Origin of the sequence: Paraburkholderia diazotrophica (assembly GCF_900108945.1) — a bacterium.
GTDB classification, from domain to species: domain Bacteria; phylum Pseudomonadota; class Gammaproteobacteria; order Burkholderiales; family Burkholderiaceae; genus Paraburkholderia; species Paraburkholderia diazotrophica.
In genome coordinates this window covers 43,317-61,389 of the sequence record NZ_FNYE01000034.1, presented here as the reverse complement: position 1 = coordinate 61,389, position 18,073 = coordinate 43,317, and the positions used below count along the sequence as shown (strand labels likewise).

The 18,073-nt window shown below is 63.7% G+C and carries 14 protein-coding genes; 4 read left to right on the top strand and 10 right to left on the bottom strand.

The window, feature by feature from the left end; genetic code table 11:
- Positions 1-251: 251 nt before the first annotated feature.
- Together BMW76_RS30705 and BMW76_RS30700 are read left to right on the top strand one after the other, a co-directional pair.
- On the top strand, positions 252-1,850 hold the full coding sequence (locus BMW76_RS30705; RefSeq protein WP_090872080.1) for an L-lactate permease: 1,599 nt from the start codon (positions 252-254) through the stop codon (positions 1,848-1,850).
- 162 nt (positions 1,851-2,012) lie between these two features.
- Entirely contained in the window at positions 2,013-2,987 is a 975-nt protein-coding gene (locus tag BMW76_RS30700) for a DMT family transporter (RefSeq protein WP_090872078.1), read from the top strand.
- Positions 2,988-3,545: 558 nt separating this feature from the next.
- Here BMW76_RS30700 and bamC read toward each other — a convergent pair.
- On the bottom strand, positions 3,546-4,775 hold the full coding sequence (bamC, locus tag BMW76_RS30695; RefSeq protein WP_090872077.1) for an outer membrane protein assembly factor BamC: 1,230 nt from the start codon (positions 4,773-4,775) through the stop codon (positions 3,546-3,548).
- Positions 4,776-5,273: 498 nt separating this feature from the next.
- Here bamC and BMW76_RS30690 point away from each other — a divergent pair, with 498 nt between their 5' ends.
- Positions 5,274-5,753, top strand: coding sequence for a DUF2844 domain-containing protein (locus BMW76_RS30690; RefSeq protein ID WP_090872075.1), 480 nt, complete (start codon positions 5,274-5,276; stop codon positions 5,751-5,753).
- An 11-nt stretch (positions 5,754-5,764) separates the two neighbouring features.
- Positions 5,765-7,069: a DUF3443 domain-containing protein gene (locus BMW76_RS30685; protein WP_090872073.1), complete on the top strand. Its 1,305-nt coding sequence runs from the start codon at positions 5,765-5,767 to the stop codon at positions 7,067-7,069.
- Between the two features lie 145 nt (positions 7,070-7,214).
- Here BMW76_RS30685 and BMW76_RS30680 read toward each other — a convergent pair whose 3' ends face one another.
- The 9 genes from BMW76_RS30680 to preA form a co-directional block, all read right to left on the bottom strand.
- Positions 7,215-9,353 (bottom strand): YadA family autotransporter adhesin, encoded by a 2,139-nt coding sequence (locus tag BMW76_RS30680; RefSeq protein ID WP_245763436.1) that lies wholly within the window; start codon positions 9,351-9,353, stop codon positions 7,215-7,217.
- Between the two features lie 522 nt (positions 9,354-9,875).
- Positions 9,876-10,106: a hypothetical protein gene (locus BMW76_RS30675; protein ID WP_090872071.1), complete on the bottom strand. Its 231-nt coding sequence runs from the start codon at positions 10,104-10,106 to the stop codon at positions 9,876-9,878.
- Positions 10,107-10,240: 134 nt separating this feature from the next.
- Positions 10,241-10,690 carry a hypothetical protein gene (locus BMW76_RS30670; RefSeq protein ID WP_090872069.1) on the bottom strand — a complete coding sequence of 150 codons (450 nt, stop codon included), beginning with the start codon at positions 10,688-10,690 and terminating at the stop codon, positions 10,241-10,243.
- A gap of 167 nt (positions 10,691-10,857) precedes the next feature.
- The gene (locus tag BMW76_RS30665) at positions 10,858-11,625 is read right to left on the bottom strand and encodes an amino acid ABC transporter ATP-binding protein (RefSeq protein ID WP_090872067.1); all 768 of its coding nucleotides are present in this window, start codon (positions 11,623-11,625) and stop codon (positions 10,858-10,860) included.
- A 3-nt stretch (positions 11,626-11,628) separates the two neighbouring features.
- On the bottom strand, positions 11,629-12,306 hold the full coding sequence (locus BMW76_RS30660) for an amino acid ABC transporter permease (protein ID WP_090872065.1): 678 nt from the start codon (positions 12,304-12,306) through the stop codon (positions 11,629-11,631).
- Between the two features lie 22 nt (positions 12,307-12,328).
- Positions 12,329-13,111 carry an amino acid ABC transporter substrate-binding protein gene (locus tag BMW76_RS30655; protein ID WP_162497881.1) on the bottom strand — a complete coding sequence of 261 codons (783 nt, stop codon included), beginning with the start codon at positions 13,109-13,111 and terminating at the stop codon, positions 12,329-12,331.
- Between the two features lie 493 nt (positions 13,112-13,604).
- Positions 13,605-15,056, bottom strand: coding sequence for a dihydropyrimidinase (gene hydA / locus BMW76_RS30650; RefSeq protein ID WP_090872062.1), 1,452 nt, complete (start codon positions 15,054-15,056; stop codon positions 13,605-13,607).
- Positions 15,057-15,088: 32 nt separating this feature from the next.
- Positions 15,089-16,585, bottom strand: a complete 1,497-nt coding sequence (locus BMW76_RS30645) for an NCS1 family nucleobase:cation symporter-1 (RefSeq protein WP_090872060.1) — start codon at positions 16,583-16,585, stop codon at positions 15,089-15,091.
- Between the two features lie 119 nt (positions 16,586-16,704).
- Positions 16,705-18,027: an NAD-dependent dihydropyrimidine dehydrogenase subunit PreA gene (gene preA, locus BMW76_RS30640; RefSeq protein WP_090872058.1), complete on the bottom strand. Its 1,323-nt coding sequence runs from the start codon at positions 18,025-18,027 to the stop codon at positions 16,705-16,707.
- Between the last annotated feature and the right edge of the window lie 46 nt (positions 18,028-18,073).

The window sequence follows — 18,073 nt, the reverse complement described above, 5'->3', positions numbered from 1 at the left end:
CCCCGCTACGAAGCAGCACCCGGATCTATTCCCGCAATGCGTTCCTTCGTTTTCCCTGCTTGACTGGATTCACCAGCGCTATCTATGCTGGCGAGTGCCAGTGCAACGCTTGTTTAATTGCGTGATCCGGCGCCCCGCGCGTTTTTTCGTCGACATCCAGCGCCCGTCGCCGTCTTCATCCGTCCAGCCCTGCCGCTTCGCCGCGTAGGCGCAGTCTTCGCGTCGAATCGAACAACAACGAAGGAGACGTGATGTTCCATCAGCTATTGACTCCCATCGGCAACTCGCTGCTGCCGTCGTTTCTCGTCGCAGTGCTACCCATCGTCGTCGTACTTGCGCTGCTCGGCTGGGCGCGGCGGCCGGCGTGGCAGGCGTCGCTGGCGGGCCTGATCGTCGGTATCGTGATCGCGATCTTCGGCTGGCAATTCCCCGTCGGGCTCGCGTTCAACTCGGTCGCGGCGGGCGCCGTATTCGCGTGCTGGCCCGTGATGTGGATCGTCTTCACCGCGATCCTGCTCTACAACATCGCGCAGTATTCGGGACGCTTCGCCGCCTTCCGCACGTGGATGATCGACAACCTGCCGAACGACCGGCGCATCGTGCTCGTCGTAATCGGCTTTTCGTTCGGCGCGCTGTTCGAGGGCATCTCGGGCTTCGGCACGCCGATCGCGATCACGAGTTCGCTCCTGATCCTGCTCGGCTTCCCGACGCTCGAAGCGCTCACCTTCACGCTGATCTTCAACACCGCGCCCGTCGCGTTCGGCGCGCTTGGCGTGCCGATCACGGTGCTCGGCGCCGTCACGCACCTGCCCACCGATGCGCTCGCCAAGATGGTCGGCCGCCAGCTGCCGTTCTTCGCGCTGCTGCTGCCGTTCTACGTGATCGGCGTGTATGCGGGCTTTCGCAACATGATGCGCGTGTGGCCGGTGCTGCTCGTGTCGGGCGGCAGCTTCGCGCTGACGCAGTTCGTCACGTCGAACTACATCAACTACAGCCTGACGGACGTACTTTCGTCGCTCGTTTCGCTGATCCTCACGATCGCGTTCCTGCGTGTCTGGCGTCCCGCTGCGGACCCGGCCTTCGCGATCAACGTCGATCGCGTGAACGAGACGCGCGGCAAGGTCTCGGGCGCGGAAGGCTGGTATCCGTGGCTGATCGTATCGGCCGTCGTGATCATCTGGACGATCGCGAAGATCTTCATGATCGGCGACGTGAAGGTGCCGTGGCCGGGCCTCGACAAGGCCGTCTACATCACGCTGTACAAGACGCCCTATGGCGCGATCTGGGACTTCCAGCCGCTCGCGACGGGCACCGCGATTCTCGTCGCGGCCATCATCACGGCCCTGGTCGTGCGGCTGTCGGTGGCCGACTTCGGACGCGCGATCGTCGATACGTGGGTGCAGACGCGCATCGCCATCCTAACGGTCGCGACGATCGTCGGCCTCGCGTACCTGATGAACTACTCGGGGATGAACTACACGCTGGGTCTGGGCGTCGCGTCGGTGGGCCCGTTCTTCCCGCTGGTGTCGGCGTTCCTCGGCTGGGTCGCCGTGTTCCTGTCGGGCAGCGATACGTCGGGTAACGCGCTGTTCGGCAACCTGCAGGTGGTGGCCGCGCATCAACTGAACCTGAACCCGGTGCTCATGGCCGCGACCAACTCGTCGGGCGGCGTAATGGGCAAGATGATCTCGCCGCAGAACATTTCGACGGGCGTCGCGACGACCGATCTCAAAGGCAAGGAAGGCTACGTGTTCGCGAAGACCTTCAAGCATTCGATCCTGCTCACGATCGTGCTCGGCATTCTCGTGTGGCTGCAGCAGAACGTGCTGCAAGGGATGATTCCTCACTGAGCCAGACCGAGGCTTCGGCCAGTCGAAACGGGAGCGGGCGCCATGTATGAGGCGCCCGCTTTTTTTCTGCTTTCGTTCGCCTCATAGTCCCCTTGCCGCCCGGTTGCCGATTCTTGCTATTTCATTCCATCGTGAAACGACAGGCACTTGCCCGGTGTTAGCATGCGTACGCATCGCGACTCAACTGCGCGCGACACTCTCACGATGAAGCCAGTCAACGTCTTCCAGCTTTTGATTCTCGCCGCGCTATGGGGCGCGTCGTTCCTGTTCATCCGCGTTGGCGTGAGCGACTTCGGCGTTGCGCCGCTGATGGCGCTGCGTGTCGGCATCGGTGCGCTGTTCCTGCTGATCGTGCTTGCCGCGCGACGTCCGCTGCGCGAATCCGCCGCGACGTTGCGCACGCGCGCGCTGCCGTTGCTGGTCGTCGGCATTCTGAATTCGGCTGCGCCGTTCTGTCTATTCGCCTACGCGGAAATTACGCTGTCGGCCGGCGTCACCTCTGTGATCAACGCGACGACGCCGCTGTGGGGCGCGCTCGTCGCCTTCGTGTGGCTCAAGGACCGGCTGAGCGCACTGCGCAGCGTGGGCCTCGTGATCGGCTTCGCGGGCGTGCTGACGCTCGTGTGGGATCAGATCGCCGCGCCAAGCGGATCGAACGCATCGCCGACCACGACGGCGCTCGCCGCCGCCGCTGCGCTCGGCGCAACGCTGCTCTACGGCATCGCTGCCAGCTACACGAAAAAGCACCTGACGGGCGTCGATGCGCTCACCGTCGCGACGGGCACGATGATCGGCGCAACCATCGTGCTGCTGCCGCTCGCGATGGCCTCCTGGCCGGCGGCCGCGCCGTCGCTCAAGGCGTGGAGCTCGGTGATCGCGCTGGGCGTCGCGTGCACGGGCATCGCGTACATGCTGTTCTTCCATTTGATCGCCGTCGCCGGCCCCGCTCGCGCGATCACCGTCACATTCGTCATCCCGATCTTCGGCATTCTGTGGGGCGCGCTGTTCCTCGGCGAACGCGTCTCGGTCGGCATGCTGGAAGGCTGCGCGGTGATTCTCGTCGGTACCGCGCTCGCTACGGGCGTGGTCAAACGCATTCCCGGCTTTGGGGGACGCAGCGTCAGCGAACGCTGCTGATTCGTCGCCGCGACTTGACGCGACAGCAGGAAAAATAGCCCGCGCTCCAACCGTGGAGCGCGGGCGAAACCGTCGCCCTACGAGGATAGGCGACGGGGCCACCGGAACGGGCGCTTTCTCGCGCCCGTCGTTATCCAGCCAGCGAGAGATCCTGCACATCAAGCGCTTGCGCGAGCGTTGTTGAGTGTTGTTTCTACGGCTCGCGCAAGCGCATCCCGCGAAGCAGACGGCATGATGCTTCGCGTCAAGGTTCATCCGGACGCGGCAGTTAAAAGCAGCTAGTGTGCCAAGCGCTCATATGGCGTCTTGCGCCGCGCAACCCGTTGATCCGACGATGAGAACGATGAAAGACGACGTTGTGTGCAGCCGCAGGATGCACGGCGTTACGGCGTAACGTCACGTTACGTCTAGTCAATGGGCCTCGGCGTGAGGACGCTGTCTTTAGTCAGAGACGGTCGGCCCGATACAAACTCGACGGCAACAAAAAAGCCCGCATGACGACAACCGTCAAGCGGGCTTGATGCGAGGCCGCGCGAAAAGCGCGACCGTGTTCCGTGCTCAGTGCAACTGATCGACCATCAGCGACATAATCTGCTTCGCTTGCGACGACGGGTCGATATTGCCCTTGTCGTCGACGACCGCGATACGCGTCTGATTCGGCGTCACCTCGCGCACGTTCACGCGATATTGCTTGGCGACCTTCTCCTTGCGGCCGTGGAACACCTGGCTCCAGAAGCCCTGCTCCTCCGAAGACAAATCCTTCGGATCGACGTAGCGGACAAAGTACAGGCCACGCGCGCGATCGCGATCGTCGACGGTGAAGTTGCTGCGATCGAGCGCGAGACCGACACGCAGCCATGCGCGGTCGTACGGCTCGCCGAGCGTCAGTTCCGTCGACGAAGCCTGCACCGACGTATCGCCCGACGACGGATCCCGCACGGGCGTCTGCGCGGACAGCGAGACGTTTTGCGCAGCCGTCGCGGCGGCCACTGACTTCGCGCCATTCGTCGCAGCGTTGGGCGCCAGTTGCGCACCGGCGGGCGACGTAGCCGGCGCAGCCGAAGAACCGGCCACCCGCGCGCCCGAATCCGCCTGGGCGAGCGACGCCATCAGACGTTTCAGGTATTCGGTTTCGAGCGCCGGATCGTTCGGCTTCGGCTCCCACTTGCTCGTGTCGTTGTTCGCGCCGCTCAGCGCCTCACGCAGGCCCTTCTGGCTGACGAAGACGTATGTGCCGCCGTTCGGCGCCGCTTCGAGACGCGTGCGGTACTTGTTCCGCTCCGCCGTCACATACGAATTGCCCATCGCCTTCGACAGCGTGCTACGGATGAGACCATCGTTGATGGACGGATGCGTCTCGTTCCAGTCCGTTTCCATCACGCCCTTGTCGCGCTGATCGACGACGAGCAGAAAGCCCTGCTCCTGCCAGAAGCGGCGGATTTGCGGCCACGCCTGATCGGGCGTCTTGTTGTCGAGCACGAGCCAGCTTTCGGTGCCGTCGCGCTGGATGTGCATGCCGCTGACGACAGGCGCGACAGCCGTGGTGGACGGCGCATCGGATTGCACTTGCTGCAGCGTGGACAGCGACGTCTGACCGCTTTGCGGCGGCAGCGAGCGCTGGTCTGCCGTTTCTTCCATCATGTTCGGCGGAACAGCGAGTGACACTTCCTTCGACTTCGAGTCGCTCTTGTAGTCGATTTTGGTCGGCGACGACGTGCCGCAGCCGGCGACCAGACCGCCTGCCATCAGCAATGCTGCGAACCGCTTGGTGAGACGAAGATCTGTCATGTTCTGGAAATCCTTCCGCTACGCCACGGCAAGTCCGTGGTAACCCATCATTTTACCGGTCCGGCGTCGCGAAGTGCAAAAAGCGGGGTTTGCCTCGCGTGGAAGCGCTTTCGGCCGTGTTACCGCCATGCGCTTTCGGCCGTGTTGCCGCCATGCGCTGCCGGCCTGCCGTCGATGTGCCAAATGCGGAGCCTGGGCACCACTGCCCGCAACGCAAAAGCCGCCCGCATCATCTCATAATCACTGGGAAACGCAGCGCACCAGCGCCCATTTCACGCCGAAATTTAACATTCCGCCACAATTTTCGGCGCAATCGCGAAGCGGTCAAGACGCTGAGCTACGCCTTTGATTCCTTTGGGCTAAACGGGTATCGATCAAGCCCTTTCGAGCGATATCGACATGCGACCCTTTTGTCTGCGTGAATCGCGTCTCAAAACCCCGGTGATATCTTGAAATAACGATCTCAAAAATGCCCGCGGGCCTTCGGGGAGCACAACCATGACGCGAATCGACAATCATCGGGCGACGATTTTCGCCGCATTCACCGTTCTGGCGGCGGGCGTCACCGCATTGCTCGCCGGCCCCGCATATGCGGAACTCGGCGGCACGATGTCCGCGCATCGAACGGACGACGGCTCGACGCAACGCGTGCTGCCAGGCAGTGCGATCCAGATGCGTTCGATCGTCGATGCGGGCGGCACGACCATCAACGAATACGCAACCAGCGACGGCCATGTCTTCGCCTACACATGGCAAGGCCCGACGATGCCCGATCTCACACGGATGCTCGGACGCTATGCGGACCCCTACCGCGTGAAAGCGGCCGCGCAACTGAGCGAGCTCAGTCCCCTTCACGCTTCGCGCGTCGAGCAAGCGGAAGTCATCGTCGAGTCGGGTGGTCAGATGCGCAGCTACGTCGGCCGCGCATGGCTGCCGGCTGCCGTTCCGGCCGGCATTTCGCTCGCCGATCTGCACTGACGGGATGCGTGATGACGAATAGACGGCTTCTTGCGCCTGGCTTTCTCGTGGGCGTACTCATCGCATTGCCCGGATGCGGTGGCGGCGGCGGTGGCGGGAATTCAAGCAGTTCGGACACGGGTGGCAACTCGTCGCCTTCGACACCCCCTTCGCCGGCCAGCGGCTCGCCAACAGCCAGTGCCCCCGTCCCGGCCAGCGCGCCCGTTGCAACCGTTCCTCAATCGACGGTACCCAATACCCAACCGATCGTCGTCACGTCGACACCCACGCAGACCCGCAACATGCTAACGACGAGCGTGACGGTATGCGCGCCGGGGACGTCAAACTGCGTGACGATCGACAACGTGCAGGTCGATACCGGCTCGCAAGGGTTCCGCGTACTTGCTTCGCAATTGCCCGCGAGTCTCGCGTTGCCCGCCGTGTTGGCCACCGCGTCTGCCGGTACGGTGAACGGCGTAAGTGGAGAATGCGGCGTGTTCGGCACCGGCTATACATGGGGCGCCGTGCGCACCGCCGATATCCGGATGGCAGGCCAGCTCGCGCCGAGCCTGTCGATCCAGGTAATCGCCGATCCATCCATGCCGACCGTCCCCGCAGACTGTGCGGCCTCCGGCCTGCCGATGATGACGCCCGCGGCGCTGCGCGTGAACGGCATTCTCGGCGTCGGCCTGTTCTCCGCCGATTGCGGCGGCGGTTGCATCGCGTCGGCCCTGCCGCGCTGGTACTACGCATGCGACACGACAGGCTCGTGTGTGTCGAGCACACAGCCGCTCGACCAGCAAGTGACCAACCCGATCAGCCGGTTCGCGCTCGACAACAACGGCGTCGTGATCGACCTGCCGATGGTCGGTCCGAGCGGCCAGGCGACTGTCTACGGATCGATGATCTTCGGCATTGGCACACAGGCCAACAACACACTCGGCAGCGCAACCGTGTTGAAGGCCAACACCACGACGGGCTATGTCACCACCTCCCTGAACGGACAACCGTACTCGCAAAGCTTTATCGATAGTGGTTCGAACGGCCTGTTTTTCCCCAGCACGACGCTCACGCGCTGCGGTGTCTGGTGGTGCCCCGCGTCGACGCAATCGCTGTCGGCGACACTGACGGGCGTCAATGGCGCAACGGCGTCGCCGGACTTTTCCATCGCCAACGCGCAAACGCTGTTTGCCACCAACAACTACGCGTTCAACAACCTGGGCGGTCCATCGAGCGCGTTCGACTGGGGACTGCCGTTCTTCTTTGGACGACGCATCTATACCGCGATCGAGTCGCGCCTCACCTCGGCCGGCAACGGACCGTACTACGCTTTTTGAGCGAGTGTCGCGTCGCGTGCCGAACTTAGGACCGCTCGTCTGCTCGTCTCTATGGCCGAAGCAAGCGCTGCCGGGGTGTGACGACAGCGTGCCCACAACGCGATCACGACGGTGCAGCAGCGCTGCGCCCGCCGTGCAAGCCGGATCAGTTGCCGAGCACGATGCCTATGCCGGCTCGCACAATCGTGCTGTTACTGCCCGACGACGCGACGCCCGCATTGAAGTTGATCGTCCCCTTGTCGTTCCAGCGCGATACACCAAAACCGAGCGCCGCCTGCCCTCGATAGCCAGCGATACCGGCATTGAGCGTCGTACGCCCCGGCAGGTACGGCGTGACGATCTGCAACGCCGACGCGGCGGCGATCCCCTTTCGGGTGCTCGTGTCGAGGTCATGAAGCGACTGATGGGTCTGATCGATCGCTGCGTTCAACTGATTCAGGTTGACCGCGTCCGTGCCGCGCGTGCCTGGGGCGACATTGGCGATCTGCCGTTCGCCGCCTGCCCGGCCCACGGATACGGCATTCGCACGATCCGCAATGGAACCCGCGCCCAATGCGACCGCGCCATTGGCAACGGCCTGGCTGCCCGCGCCGAACGCCGAAGCATTTGCGCCGTTCGCGACAGCTTGCGCGCCAACAGCCGTCGCCGTCAGGCCGCTCGCCTGTGCATTGGCGCCGAGCGCGGTGGCCTGATCGCCGTTTGCGGTCGCGCTCGCGCCCACGGCCGTCGCATGCGTGCCAGTCGCAGCCGCTCCTTCCGTCTTGGCGTCGCCATTCACGCTCACGAAGGGATTCGTTGCGCCTTGCGTTTGCACGTTGACGATCTGATTCACCACATCGTTCAACTGACCGAGATTGACCGCGTCGCTGGCCAGAACGCCGTTGGCCAGATTGTGAAGGACCGTGCCGCCAGCCACGCCCTGGCCCAAGGTCACGCTCGCATAGTCCACCCGGTCAGTTGCATGGTCGTACACGACTGCACTCGTTGTGCGGCCGTTTTCGTCGACGAGTCCTGCCTGCTTCAACTGCGCGACATTGACGGCATCCGTATCGGCTGTGCCCGCCGCAACATGCGTGATCTGCCGTTCGCCGCCTGTCGTGCCGACGGACACCGAATTGGCCCGATCCGCGACCGCATTCGCACCGAGCGCGACCGAATTCTCGAACGCGGCCTGCGCGCCACCGCCGATCGCAACCGAATTGGCGCCCGTGGCCAGCGAATCGGCGAGCGTCGAATTCGCGTGGAAATAGCGCGGCTCGACGCCGTTGTTCATTACGTTGCCGAGCGCAACGTTGAGATCGTTGATTGCACTCGTGTTGCTGGCAACGCGGCCATCGAGATTGCCGAGTGCATCGCCGACGTTGCGAAACACGCTGCCACCGACACGATACGACGGCGCGACGACCGTTCCGTCCGCTGCGACCGCCGCGCCACCGCCCAACGCCGACGCCACGCTCGCGCTCAGGCCATGCAACTGGCTGCCGTTGATCGCATCGTGGCTGCTTGCATCGACCATACCGTTTGCCACATTGCCGAGCCGGACGGGCGCACTCGCTGCTGCGCCACCCAACGTGACGGCGTCATGGGCCGCCGAGTCATATGTGACCGCGTCCGGCACGCCAGCCGATACAGCGGCGCGCAACTGGCTGACGTTGACGGCATCGGTATCCGCTGTGCCCGCCGCGACGTTGACGATCTGCCGCTGGAGCGTCGCGTTGCCGACGGAGACGACGTTCGCGCGATCGGCTTTTGAATTCGCGCCCAACGCCACGGCACCGCTTGCGATGACCGCACTGTTCGAGCCCAAGGCCACCCCGTCGACGGCTGCGTCCCCCACCAGCGCGTTCACGCCGATCGCCGTCGAACGCTGACCGCGCGCCATCGACATCGAACCGAATGCGAGCGAATCGGCGCCGTCCGCCGCCGACATGTAACCGATCGACACGGCCCTGTCCGCGTCGAAACCGGTCGACGCGCTATAGCCAATCACCGTCGTGTCCAGGCCCAACGCCGCAACGCGCGCACCGATGGCCGTCGAACCGGCGCGCGCCGCGCCTGCGCCAGCTCCCACGGCGAGCGCATAGTCTCCCGACGCGTTCGCCGACGGACCGATCGCCATTGTATTCAGGTCGTTCGACACGGTGGTCGGCGCGCCCGTCATCACATTGGTGCTGACGGCGATGTAATCGGTGACGGGCGCCGCGCGCGCCGCCGGCAACCATGCGATCGCCCCGAACACCGCGACGGCCATGCCTGCGCGCGCATAGCGATCGAAGCAGCCCACGCGCCCCACTGCATCATAAGGAGCGACGCTTCGGCTAATCAGGCCAGCGCTGCCTCGCGCACGAACCGACAAAGAAGAAACCGGCGCGCGTTGATCGCGCGCTACGCTTTGCACATTGCTCATCTAGAACCTTGATACGGATAAATCCACCTCTCCCCAAAATGCAGCATCGAACGATTTGCTTCTGCTTCCATCACTTTGGATACCGAATCAATATGGACAAGGTATTCGATGAACGACGGAACCGACATTCCGCAAGATGCCTCCTACGTACCGCCACTTCTTCGATGTCGGTTACGACAGGTAAATCCTACGGAGACGGTGAATTCCTCAATACAAGAAAACTCCCAAAGTCGGATTTCTTCGACTTTCGCGGGCGACGCCGCTCAAACTGCGCACATGAGCGTGCGCAACGCATCGAGCGTATCGAAGGCGAACGAAGGGAACGCGTGCGACGCCAGCGCGCCACACAAACGACACTGAATGGAAAAAAGTGCAGGCGACAGGCCCGCAAGCGCAGGACTAGGAGCCGCCGCCCGCGAGCACCTGCTCGAGCGCCATCGAACGCGCCGCCTCCTCGGCCTCTTCAGCGGTGTCGAACACGCTGCCCGACACGTGAACCTGATGCCATTCGGGTTTGTCGGCGGCGTCGCGGAAGATGCGGAAGCGCGCGCAGTAGCCGCGCGGCGTGACGGGCACCACGTCGATGTCGACGGATGCGCCCTCTATGTGATGTCTGACGAAGCCGTCCATGCTGCCCTCCTGAACGCTGCATAACGTGCCCGCAATAACGTAGCCGCATTACGCAGAAATCCTAGCATGCCGGCCTGGATGCGGCAGGTGCGGCGCAGCATGCCGCGCCGCTCGCCCCGCTCGCAGCGCTCGCCTTACTCGCCGGTTTGCTCTCCGGCTCCGGCGGGCGCGCCCGTCTTCGCGAGGCGTGCGGGCGCGAGCCAGCGGAACGCGCTCAAACCGTTTGTGTCGTAGGTGCATTCGACGGCTGCGGGCACCACGGTCTTGCGCGGCTTGGTCTTTTCGATCGCGGCAGCGACGGGCGCGAGCAGGCCGGCTTCGTTGATGTTCGTATTCCGCGGCTTGGCGGCGGCCGCTTCCGATGCCGTCTGCGGATGCTCGAGCGTGCCTTCCACGACGACGCGGCTGCCACGGATGCCTGTCCCCGCGTGCACGATCTTCAACGTATCGTCGGCGGAAAGCTCCCTCGCCGATTGCCGCATCATCTGCTCGCATGCGCTCGTATTTTTGTACACGGACGCGCATCCCGCGGACAAAGCGGCGGCAACCGTGCAGCATGCGATCAACAGAGTGCGTGTCTTCATCGATGTTCCGTGGTTCAAGGCGACGGCCATTGTAGCGTAGCTGCCGGATGCCGGCGTGACGCACGTCCGAAGCGCGGGCCTCGAGCAAAACAACAAAGGGCGCCCGCAGGCGCCCTCGTTGTCATTCATACGTCGACGTGAGTCGGCGTGTATCGGGGATACGGCGATCAGTCTTCCCAGCCATCCGGCAGCGTCTGCGTGAGCGTCGAGACGAAGCTCGCCGTTTCCGACTGCTTCGGCCGCGTGAAGATGTCGCGCGAATGACCCTGCTCGACGATCGACCCATTGCTCAGGAACACGACGTTGCGTGCGATCGATGCGGCGAGCCGCAGATCGTGCGTGGCCATGAGCATCGTCATGCCTTCTTTCGCGAGCTGGCGCAGCACTTCGACCACTTCGGCGGCGAGGCCCGGATCGAGCGCGGAAGTCGGCTCGTCGCACAGCAGCACTTCCGGCGACGGCGCGAGCGCCCGCGCAATCGCCACGCGCTGCTGCTGGCCGCCCGACAGCGTGACGGGCCACGCATCGGCCTTGTGCGCGATGCCAACCTTTTCCAGCAGTTCGAGCGCCCGCGCGCGCGCCCTTTCGCGGTCCCACTTCTGCACCGTGATGAGCCCCTCCATCACGTTCTCGATCACCGTGCGATGCGGGAACAGCTGAAAGTTCTGGAACACCATCCCGGTGCGGCGGCGAATCGCGAGCACCGCTTCCTTCGACGGCTTTTCCGTGCGGCTGAACGGGATGCGCTGATCGCCGAGTTCGAGCGAACCGGCTTCGGGAATTTCCAGCAGGTTCACGCAGCGCAACAGCGTGCTCTTGCCGCTGCCCGACGGGCCGATCAGCGCCGTCACGTTGCCCTGTTCGAGCGCGAGATCGACGCTGTTCAGCACGCGATGATCGCCGAAATACTTTTCGATTTTTTCGAGGCGAATCATCGTTCAGCTACCCGACGTGAAAAGCGCGTGGCGGCCGAAGCGGCGTTCGAGGCGCACCTGCGCGGAGGACAGCACGGAGCTGAACACGAGATAGATCAGCGCGGCTTCCGTATAGAGAATCAGCGGCTCGTACGTCACCGATGCGATGCGCTGCGCGGCCTGGAAAATCTCCGGCACGGTCAGCACGGCAGCAAGCGACGTGTCCTTCACGAGCGCGATAAACGAGTTCGACAGCGGCGGCAACGCGACGCGCGCCGCCTGCGGCAGGATCGCGCGACGCAGCGCCTGCGCGCGCGTCATGCCCATCGAGTACGCCGCTTCCCACTGCCCTTTTGGGATCGACTCGATCACGCCGCGGATCACTTCCGAGTTATACGCGCCGACGTTCAGCGAGAAGCCGATGATCGCGGCCGTCAACGGATCGAGCACGATGCCGACGTTCGGCAGGCCATAGAAGATCACGAACAGCTGAACGAGCAGCGGCGAGCCGCGAAACAGCCACACGTAGAAGCGCACGACGGCCACCGACCACGCCGGCCCGAACAGCCGCAGCAGCGCCACGATGAACGCCAGCGCGAGTCCGATCGCGAACGACACGAGCGTCAACGGCACGGTGAACACGAGGCCCGCGTACAGCAGCGGCCACAGCGATTCCCCCATCAGGTGCAACCATGCAGGCATGATTCAGGCTCGCCCTTCTTGCTTATTGCGAAACGTCTTTGCCGAAGTACTTGTTCGAGATTTTCTCGTATGTACCGTCGGCCTTGATATCGGCGAGCGCCTTATTGATCGCGGCCTGCAGTTCCGGATTGCCCTTGCGGATCAGCACCGCCGACTTGTCCGAGCTATCCGACGACGTGTCGATCGCGGCGATCTTCACCTTCGCGTCCGGCTTGTGCTTCTTGAAGTCGAGGAACGATAGCGAGTCGTTGACCGTCGCATCGACGCGGCCCGACGTCAGCAGATCGATCGATTCGTTGAAGCCCTGCACGGGGACCACTTCAGCGCCGTGCGCGGCAGCGATCTTGCCGAAGTTGCTGGTCAGCGTGTTGGCCGACTTCTTGCCCTTCAGGTCGTCGAAGGTCTTGATCGCGCTGTTGTCAGCACGCACGATCAGCGCCGCGTGCGACGTGATGTACGGCGTGGAGAAGTCGTACTTCTGCTTGCGCGCATCGGTGACGGCCACTTCGTTGATCACGGCGTCGTAGCGGTTCGCGTCGAGACCGGCGATCAGGCCGTCCCATTTGCCTTCGACGAACACCGGCTTCACGCCCAGTTTCTGCGCGATCGCGCGGCCGATTTCGACGTCGAAGCCCGTCAGCTGGTTCGACGCATCGTGGAACGTGAACGGCGCGTACGTGCCTTCCGTGCCGAACTTGATCTCGCCGGCGGACTTGATCTTCGAGAGGTCGTCGGCAGCGAACGCGGCCGTGGCCGTCGCGACTTGCAGCAGGCCGATCAGCAGGAGGGATCGAATCGACTTCATGATGTGTGCTCCGAGGTTCGTTTTATCCGGTTGTGCGTGCGTCTGCCGGAACACCCGTCCGGCAGCGTGGGCGGACTGTAGCAAACGGTCCTTATTTCCACAACGCATTTGAAGGCTTATATATATGCCGCGGCGGAATAAACTGGACCGAAACAGAGAGGTTGGCAATGCGCAAGTATACGGACGCACGGGAATCCTTGCGCTGCATGGGGCGTTGACGTGCAGCACGTCGATTTGCTTCGTCGTCGCGTTGCGTCTGCGTATTCGTTGCTATCGCTTCGCGATGGCTTCGGCGTCGATCTGCCGCTCCCGTTGTTGCCGTCCTTACCCGTTCCTTGCACGGCGCGCTGTGGTGCATCGAAAGCCGCTCCCGCAGCGAGGCCGGAAGCATAACCGAAAATAGCAACGGCCGCTCCTGCCCTGCGAGGCGAAGCGGCCGTTCGTGTCGTGCAGCCAGATCGAGCCCGATCGAGGTTCAGTGCCCAGATGCGGTTCAGCGTTCGACGGGATGCGGCTCCTTCAGCTTGTTGGCGACCCGCACCGCGTCGTAGTACGCGGCATTGGGCGGGCGCTTCAGGTACTGACCCGCGCCGCGCTGAGCACGCAGATCGCCGTCGGCCCATGCATGCGCGCCGCGCGTGAACGTGTGCATCGCGACGCCCTGCACCGTCATCCCTTCGAAGACGTTGAAGTCGACCTTCTGATGATGCGTCTTCACCGAGATCGTCTTCGTCGCGGCCGGGTCCCAGATGACGAGGTCCGCGTCCGCGCCGACCTCCACCGCGCCTTTGCGCGGATAGAGGTTGAAGATTTGCGCAGCGTTCGTCGATGTGATGCGCACGAACTCGTTCGGCGTGATGCGTCCGCGGTTCACGCCCTCGTGCCACAGCACCGACATCCGGTCCTCGACACCGCCGCAGCCGTTCGGAATCTTCGTGAAGTCCTCGCGGCCCATCGCTTTCTGCGACGCGCAGAACACGCAATGGTCGGTGGCCGTCGTATGGAGCTGACCCGATTGCAGGCCGCGCCACAACGCCTCGCGATGCTCGCTCGTGCGAAACGGCGGGCTCATCACATGCGCGGCGGCACGCGTCCAGTCGCGGTCGCGATACACGGATTCGTCTATCACGAGATGGCCGGGCAACACTTCGCCGAAGACACGCTGCCCTTCGTTGCGCGCGCGCGAGATTGCTTCGACGGCCTCTTTCGCGGACACGTGCACGATGTACACAGGCACGCCGAGCACCTGCGCAATGCGAATCGCGCGATTCGCGGCCTCGCCTTCCACTTCGGGCGGACGCGACAACGGATGCGCCTCCGGCCCCGTGAATCCCTTCGCTAGAAGTTGCTTCTGCAACTGGAACACGAGCTCGCCGTTCTCCGCATGTACCGTGGGCAGCGCGCCGAGTTCGAGAGAACGCGAGAAGCTGTTCACGAGCACTTCGTCGTCCGCCATGATCGCGTTCTTGTAGGCCATGAAGTGCTTGAAGCTCGACACGCCGTGCTCATGCACGAGCGTGCCCATGTCGCGATACACCGACTCGTCCCACCACGTGACTGCCACATGAAAGCCATAATCCGCCGATGCCTTTTCGGCCCAACTACGCCATTGCCTGAACGCATCCATGAGCGGCTGCTTTGGGCTCGGGATCACGAAGTCGATGATGCTCGTCGTGCCGCCCGACAGGCCCGCCGCCGTGCCCGTATAGAAATCGTCGCTCGCCGTCGTGCCCATGAACGGCAGCTCCATGTGCGTGTGCGGATCGATGCCGCCGGGCATCACGTACTGATCGTGCGCGTCGACGATCTTCGCGCCCTCGGGCGGATCGATCGTGCGGTCGATCTGCAGGATCGTGCCGCCGTCCTGCGGGTCCGCGATCAATACGTCGGCTCTATGCGTGCGGTCGGCATCGATCACGGTGCCGCCGCGAATCAGGGTTGTCATCGGTTGCCTCCTCCGTTAAATCAATCGCGTGTTCATGCATTCGCCATGCTCGCGCCAGGACTGCGGCGCAGCTTCATCCACGTGCCGTACACGATCGACGCGAGTGCGAGTCCCACGAACCATGCATACGTGTAGAGCGTATTGAGGAACCCGGGCACGTTCGGGAACGACGCTGGAAACGCCGTGTGCAGAAAGCCCGGCAGATTCGGCAGCACGCCGACCACGAGCGCGACGACAGCAGCCATGTTCCAGCCGCCCGTGTAGCTGTATTCGCCGTTTTCGTCGAACAGTTCGCGCTGATCGAGCCGCGTGCCGCGAATCAGGAAGTAATCGACCATCAGGATGCCCGCAACGGGTCCGAGCAGCGCCGAGTACCCGACGAGCCACGTGAAGATGTAGCCTTGCGTGGTCGCGAGAATCTTCCACGGCATCATCACAATCGCGATCGTCGCGGTGATCAGGCCGCCCGTGCGATACGAAATACCCTTCGGCCACAGGCTCGAAAAGTCATACGCGGGACCGACGAGATTCGCGGCGAGATTGCAGCACATCGTATCGAGCGTGAGGATGATGAGCGCGATGCCGACGCCGATGCCCGTCATGCGGCTCGCCAGGTCGATCGGGTCCCAGATCGCCTTGCCGTAGATCACGACCGTCGCCGACGTGACGACAACCGAGATCACCGACAGCAACGCCATCGGCACGGGCAAGCCGATCGACTGCCCGACGATCTGGTCGCGCTGCGTTCTCGCAAAGCGCGTGAAGTCGGGGATATTCAGCGCGAGCGTCGCCCAGAAGCCGACCATCGCCGTGAGGCCCGGCCAGAACGTGACCCAGAAGAGCCCTTCCTTCTTGCCGCCCGGCGCGAACTGCGAAGGCGCCGACAGCATCGAGCCGACGCCGCCCGCCTTAGACGTCGCCCACCACACGAGCGCGATGCACATCACGACCTTGATCGGCGCGGACCAGCTTTCGAGCCAGCGGATCGAATCGGTGCCGTGCACGATGAAGTAGATCTGCAACGCCCAGAACGCGAGAAAGCACGCGAGCTGCGCAATCGAGATGTCGAGAAACGGCAGCGCCGCGCCGTGCAGCGCGTTGCCTGTCAGAATGTTGAGCAGCGTATAGATCGCGCTGCCGCCGAGCCACGTCTGGATGCCGTACCAGCCGCACGCGACGATCGCGCGCAGCATCGCCGGCAGCTTCGCGCCCTGCGTGCCGAACGACGAGCGCACGAGCACCGCATACGGTATGCCGTGCTTCGCGCCCGCATGTCCGATCAGAAGCATCGGCACCAGCACGATGACGTTGCCGAGCAGGACCGTCAGCACCGCCTGCCACGGCGACATGCCCTCTTCCGTCAAACCGGCCGCGAGCATGTACGACGCGATGTTCATCACCATGCCGACCCACAGCGCCGCGAAGTGATACCACTTCCACGTGCGCTGCGCGGGGCCCGTCGGCGCGAGGTCGTCGTTATAGAGACTGCTGCCGTGCGGCGCGTCGGCGGATTGCGCTGTCTGCTTCATCGGGGGATCTCCACTTGATCGCTCGTTGACTGCTCATTGACTGATGGCTGATTTGGCAAGCCCACGCGTTCTCTCATGTGATTCGTCGAAACGCGTCGGGCCGGAAGACGGCCAGCAAATCAGGCTGCTTTCGCCGCGTGCTGCGCATCGGCTTGCGCGCGGCCTGATTCGGGTGCATCCGCAACGACGCGTGCCGGATTGTTCGGATGCGTGGTCCAGTTCGCGTACTCGCCGCTGTCGACGCGCTCCATCGTGATGCATTGCTCGACTGGGCACACATGCATGCAAAGATTGCACCCGACGCACTCCGCGTCGATCACTTCGAAATGGCGCTTGCCGTCCTTCTCGCGCGTGATCGCCTGATGCGACGTGTCCTCGCATGCGATGTGACACAGACCGCACTGGATGCACTTGTCCTGATCGATGCGCGCCTTGATGTCGTACTTCAGGTTCAGGTACTTCCAGTCGGTGACGTTCGGCACCGCGCGGCCGCGAATGTCGTCGAGCGTCGCGTAGCCCTTTTCGTCCATCCAGTTCGACAGGCCGTCCGCGAGATCAGCGACGATGCGAAAGCCGTAATGCATCGCCGCCGTGCACACCTGCACGCTGCCCGCGCCGAGCACGATGAACTCCGCCGCGTCGCGCCACGACGAAATGCCGCCGATACCCGAGATGGGGAGACCGGGCGTCTGCGGATCGCGCGCAATTTCGGCGACCATGTTCAGCGCGATCGGCTTGACGGCGGGGCCGCAATAGCCACCGTGCGTGCCCTTGCCGTCGACGGTCGGCATCGGCGCCATCTGGTCGAGATCAACGGCGACGATCGAGTTGATCGTGTTGATCAGCGACACGCCGCCCGCGCCGCCTTTGTAAGCGGCGCGCGAGCCCATGCGGATATCGCTGATGTTCGGCGTGAGCTTCACGAGACACGGCAGTTTCGTGCCCTCCTTGACCCAGCGCGTGACCATCTCGACATACTCGGGCACCTGGCCGACAGCCGAGCCCATCCCGCGTTCGCTCATTCCATGCGGACAGCCGAAATTCAGCTCAACGGCATCCGCGCCCGTGTCTTCGACGAGCGGGAGAATCCATTTCCAGTCGCGCTCGTTGCACGGCACCATCAACGACACGATCAGCGCGCGGTCGGGCCAGTCGCGCTTGACCTGGGTGATTTCGCGCAGATTGACGTCGAGCGGCCGATCGGTGATCAGCTCGATGTTGTTGAGGCCCGCGATACGCTGGCCGTTCCACTGAACCGCGCCGTAACGCGAACTGACATTGACCACATGCGGATCGAGACCGAGCGTCTTCCACACGACGCCGCCCCAGCCGGCTTCGAAAGCGCGGTTCACGTTGTACGCCTTGTCGGTCGGCGGCGCGGACGCGAGCCAGAAAGGATTCGGCGAATTGATGCCGGCAATCGTGCAACGTAGATCGGCCATGATCGGCTCCGTGGAATTCGGTTGTGTTGTGACGTTGCGCGTGTGC

Bases quoted from the DNA above. Each gene is read 5' to 3' on its own strand.
- BMW76_RS30675 (WP_090872071.1), bottom strand. From the start codon at position 10,106: ATGGACGGCTTCGTCAGACATCACATAGAGGGCGCATCCGTCGACATC.
- BMW76_RS30700 (WP_090872078.1), top strand. From the start codon at position 2,013: ATGCGTACGCATCGCGACTCAACTGCGCGCGACACTCTCACGATGAAG.
- BMW76_RS30705 (WP_090872080.1), top strand. From the start codon at position 252: ATGTTCCATCAGCTATTGACTCCCATCGGCAACTCGCTGCTGCCGTCG.
- BMW76_RS30665 (WP_090872067.1), bottom strand. From the start codon at position 11,625: ATGATTCGCCTCGAAAAAATCGAAAAGTATTTCGGCGATCATCGCGTG.
- BMW76_RS30655 (WP_162497881.1), bottom strand. From the start codon at position 13,111: ATGAAGTCGATTCGATCCCTCCTGCTGATCGGCCTGCTGCAAGTCGCG.
- preA (WP_090872058.1), bottom strand. From the start codon at position 18,027: ATGGCCGATCTACGTTGCACGATTGCCGGCATCAATTCGCCGAATCCT.
- BMW76_RS30660 (WP_090872065.1), bottom strand. From the start codon at position 12,306: ATGCCTGCATGGTTGCACCTGATGGGGGAATCGCTGTGGCCGCTGCTG.
- BMW76_RS30690 (WP_090872075.1), top strand. From the start codon at position 5,274: ATGACGCGAATCGACAATCATCGGGCGACGATTTTCGCCGCATTCACC.
- BMW76_RS30685 (WP_090872073.1), top strand. From the start codon at position 5,765: ATGACGAATAGACGGCTTCTTGCGCCTGGCTTTCTCGTGGGCGTACTC.
- BMW76_RS30670 (WP_090872069.1), bottom strand. From the start codon at position 10,690: ATGAAGACACGCACTCTGTTGATCGCATGCTGCACGGTTGCCGCCGCT.
- bamC (WP_090872077.1), bottom strand. From the start codon at position 4,775: ATGACAGATCTTCGTCTCACCAAGCGGTTCGCAGCATTGCTGATGGCA.
- BMW76_RS30645 (WP_090872060.1), bottom strand. From the start codon at position 16,585: ATGAAGCAGACAGCGCAATCCGCCGACGCGCCGCACGGCAGCAGTCTC.
- hydA (WP_090872062.1), bottom strand. From the start codon at position 15,056: ATGACAACCCTGATTCGCGGCGGCACCGTGATCGATGCCGACCGCACG.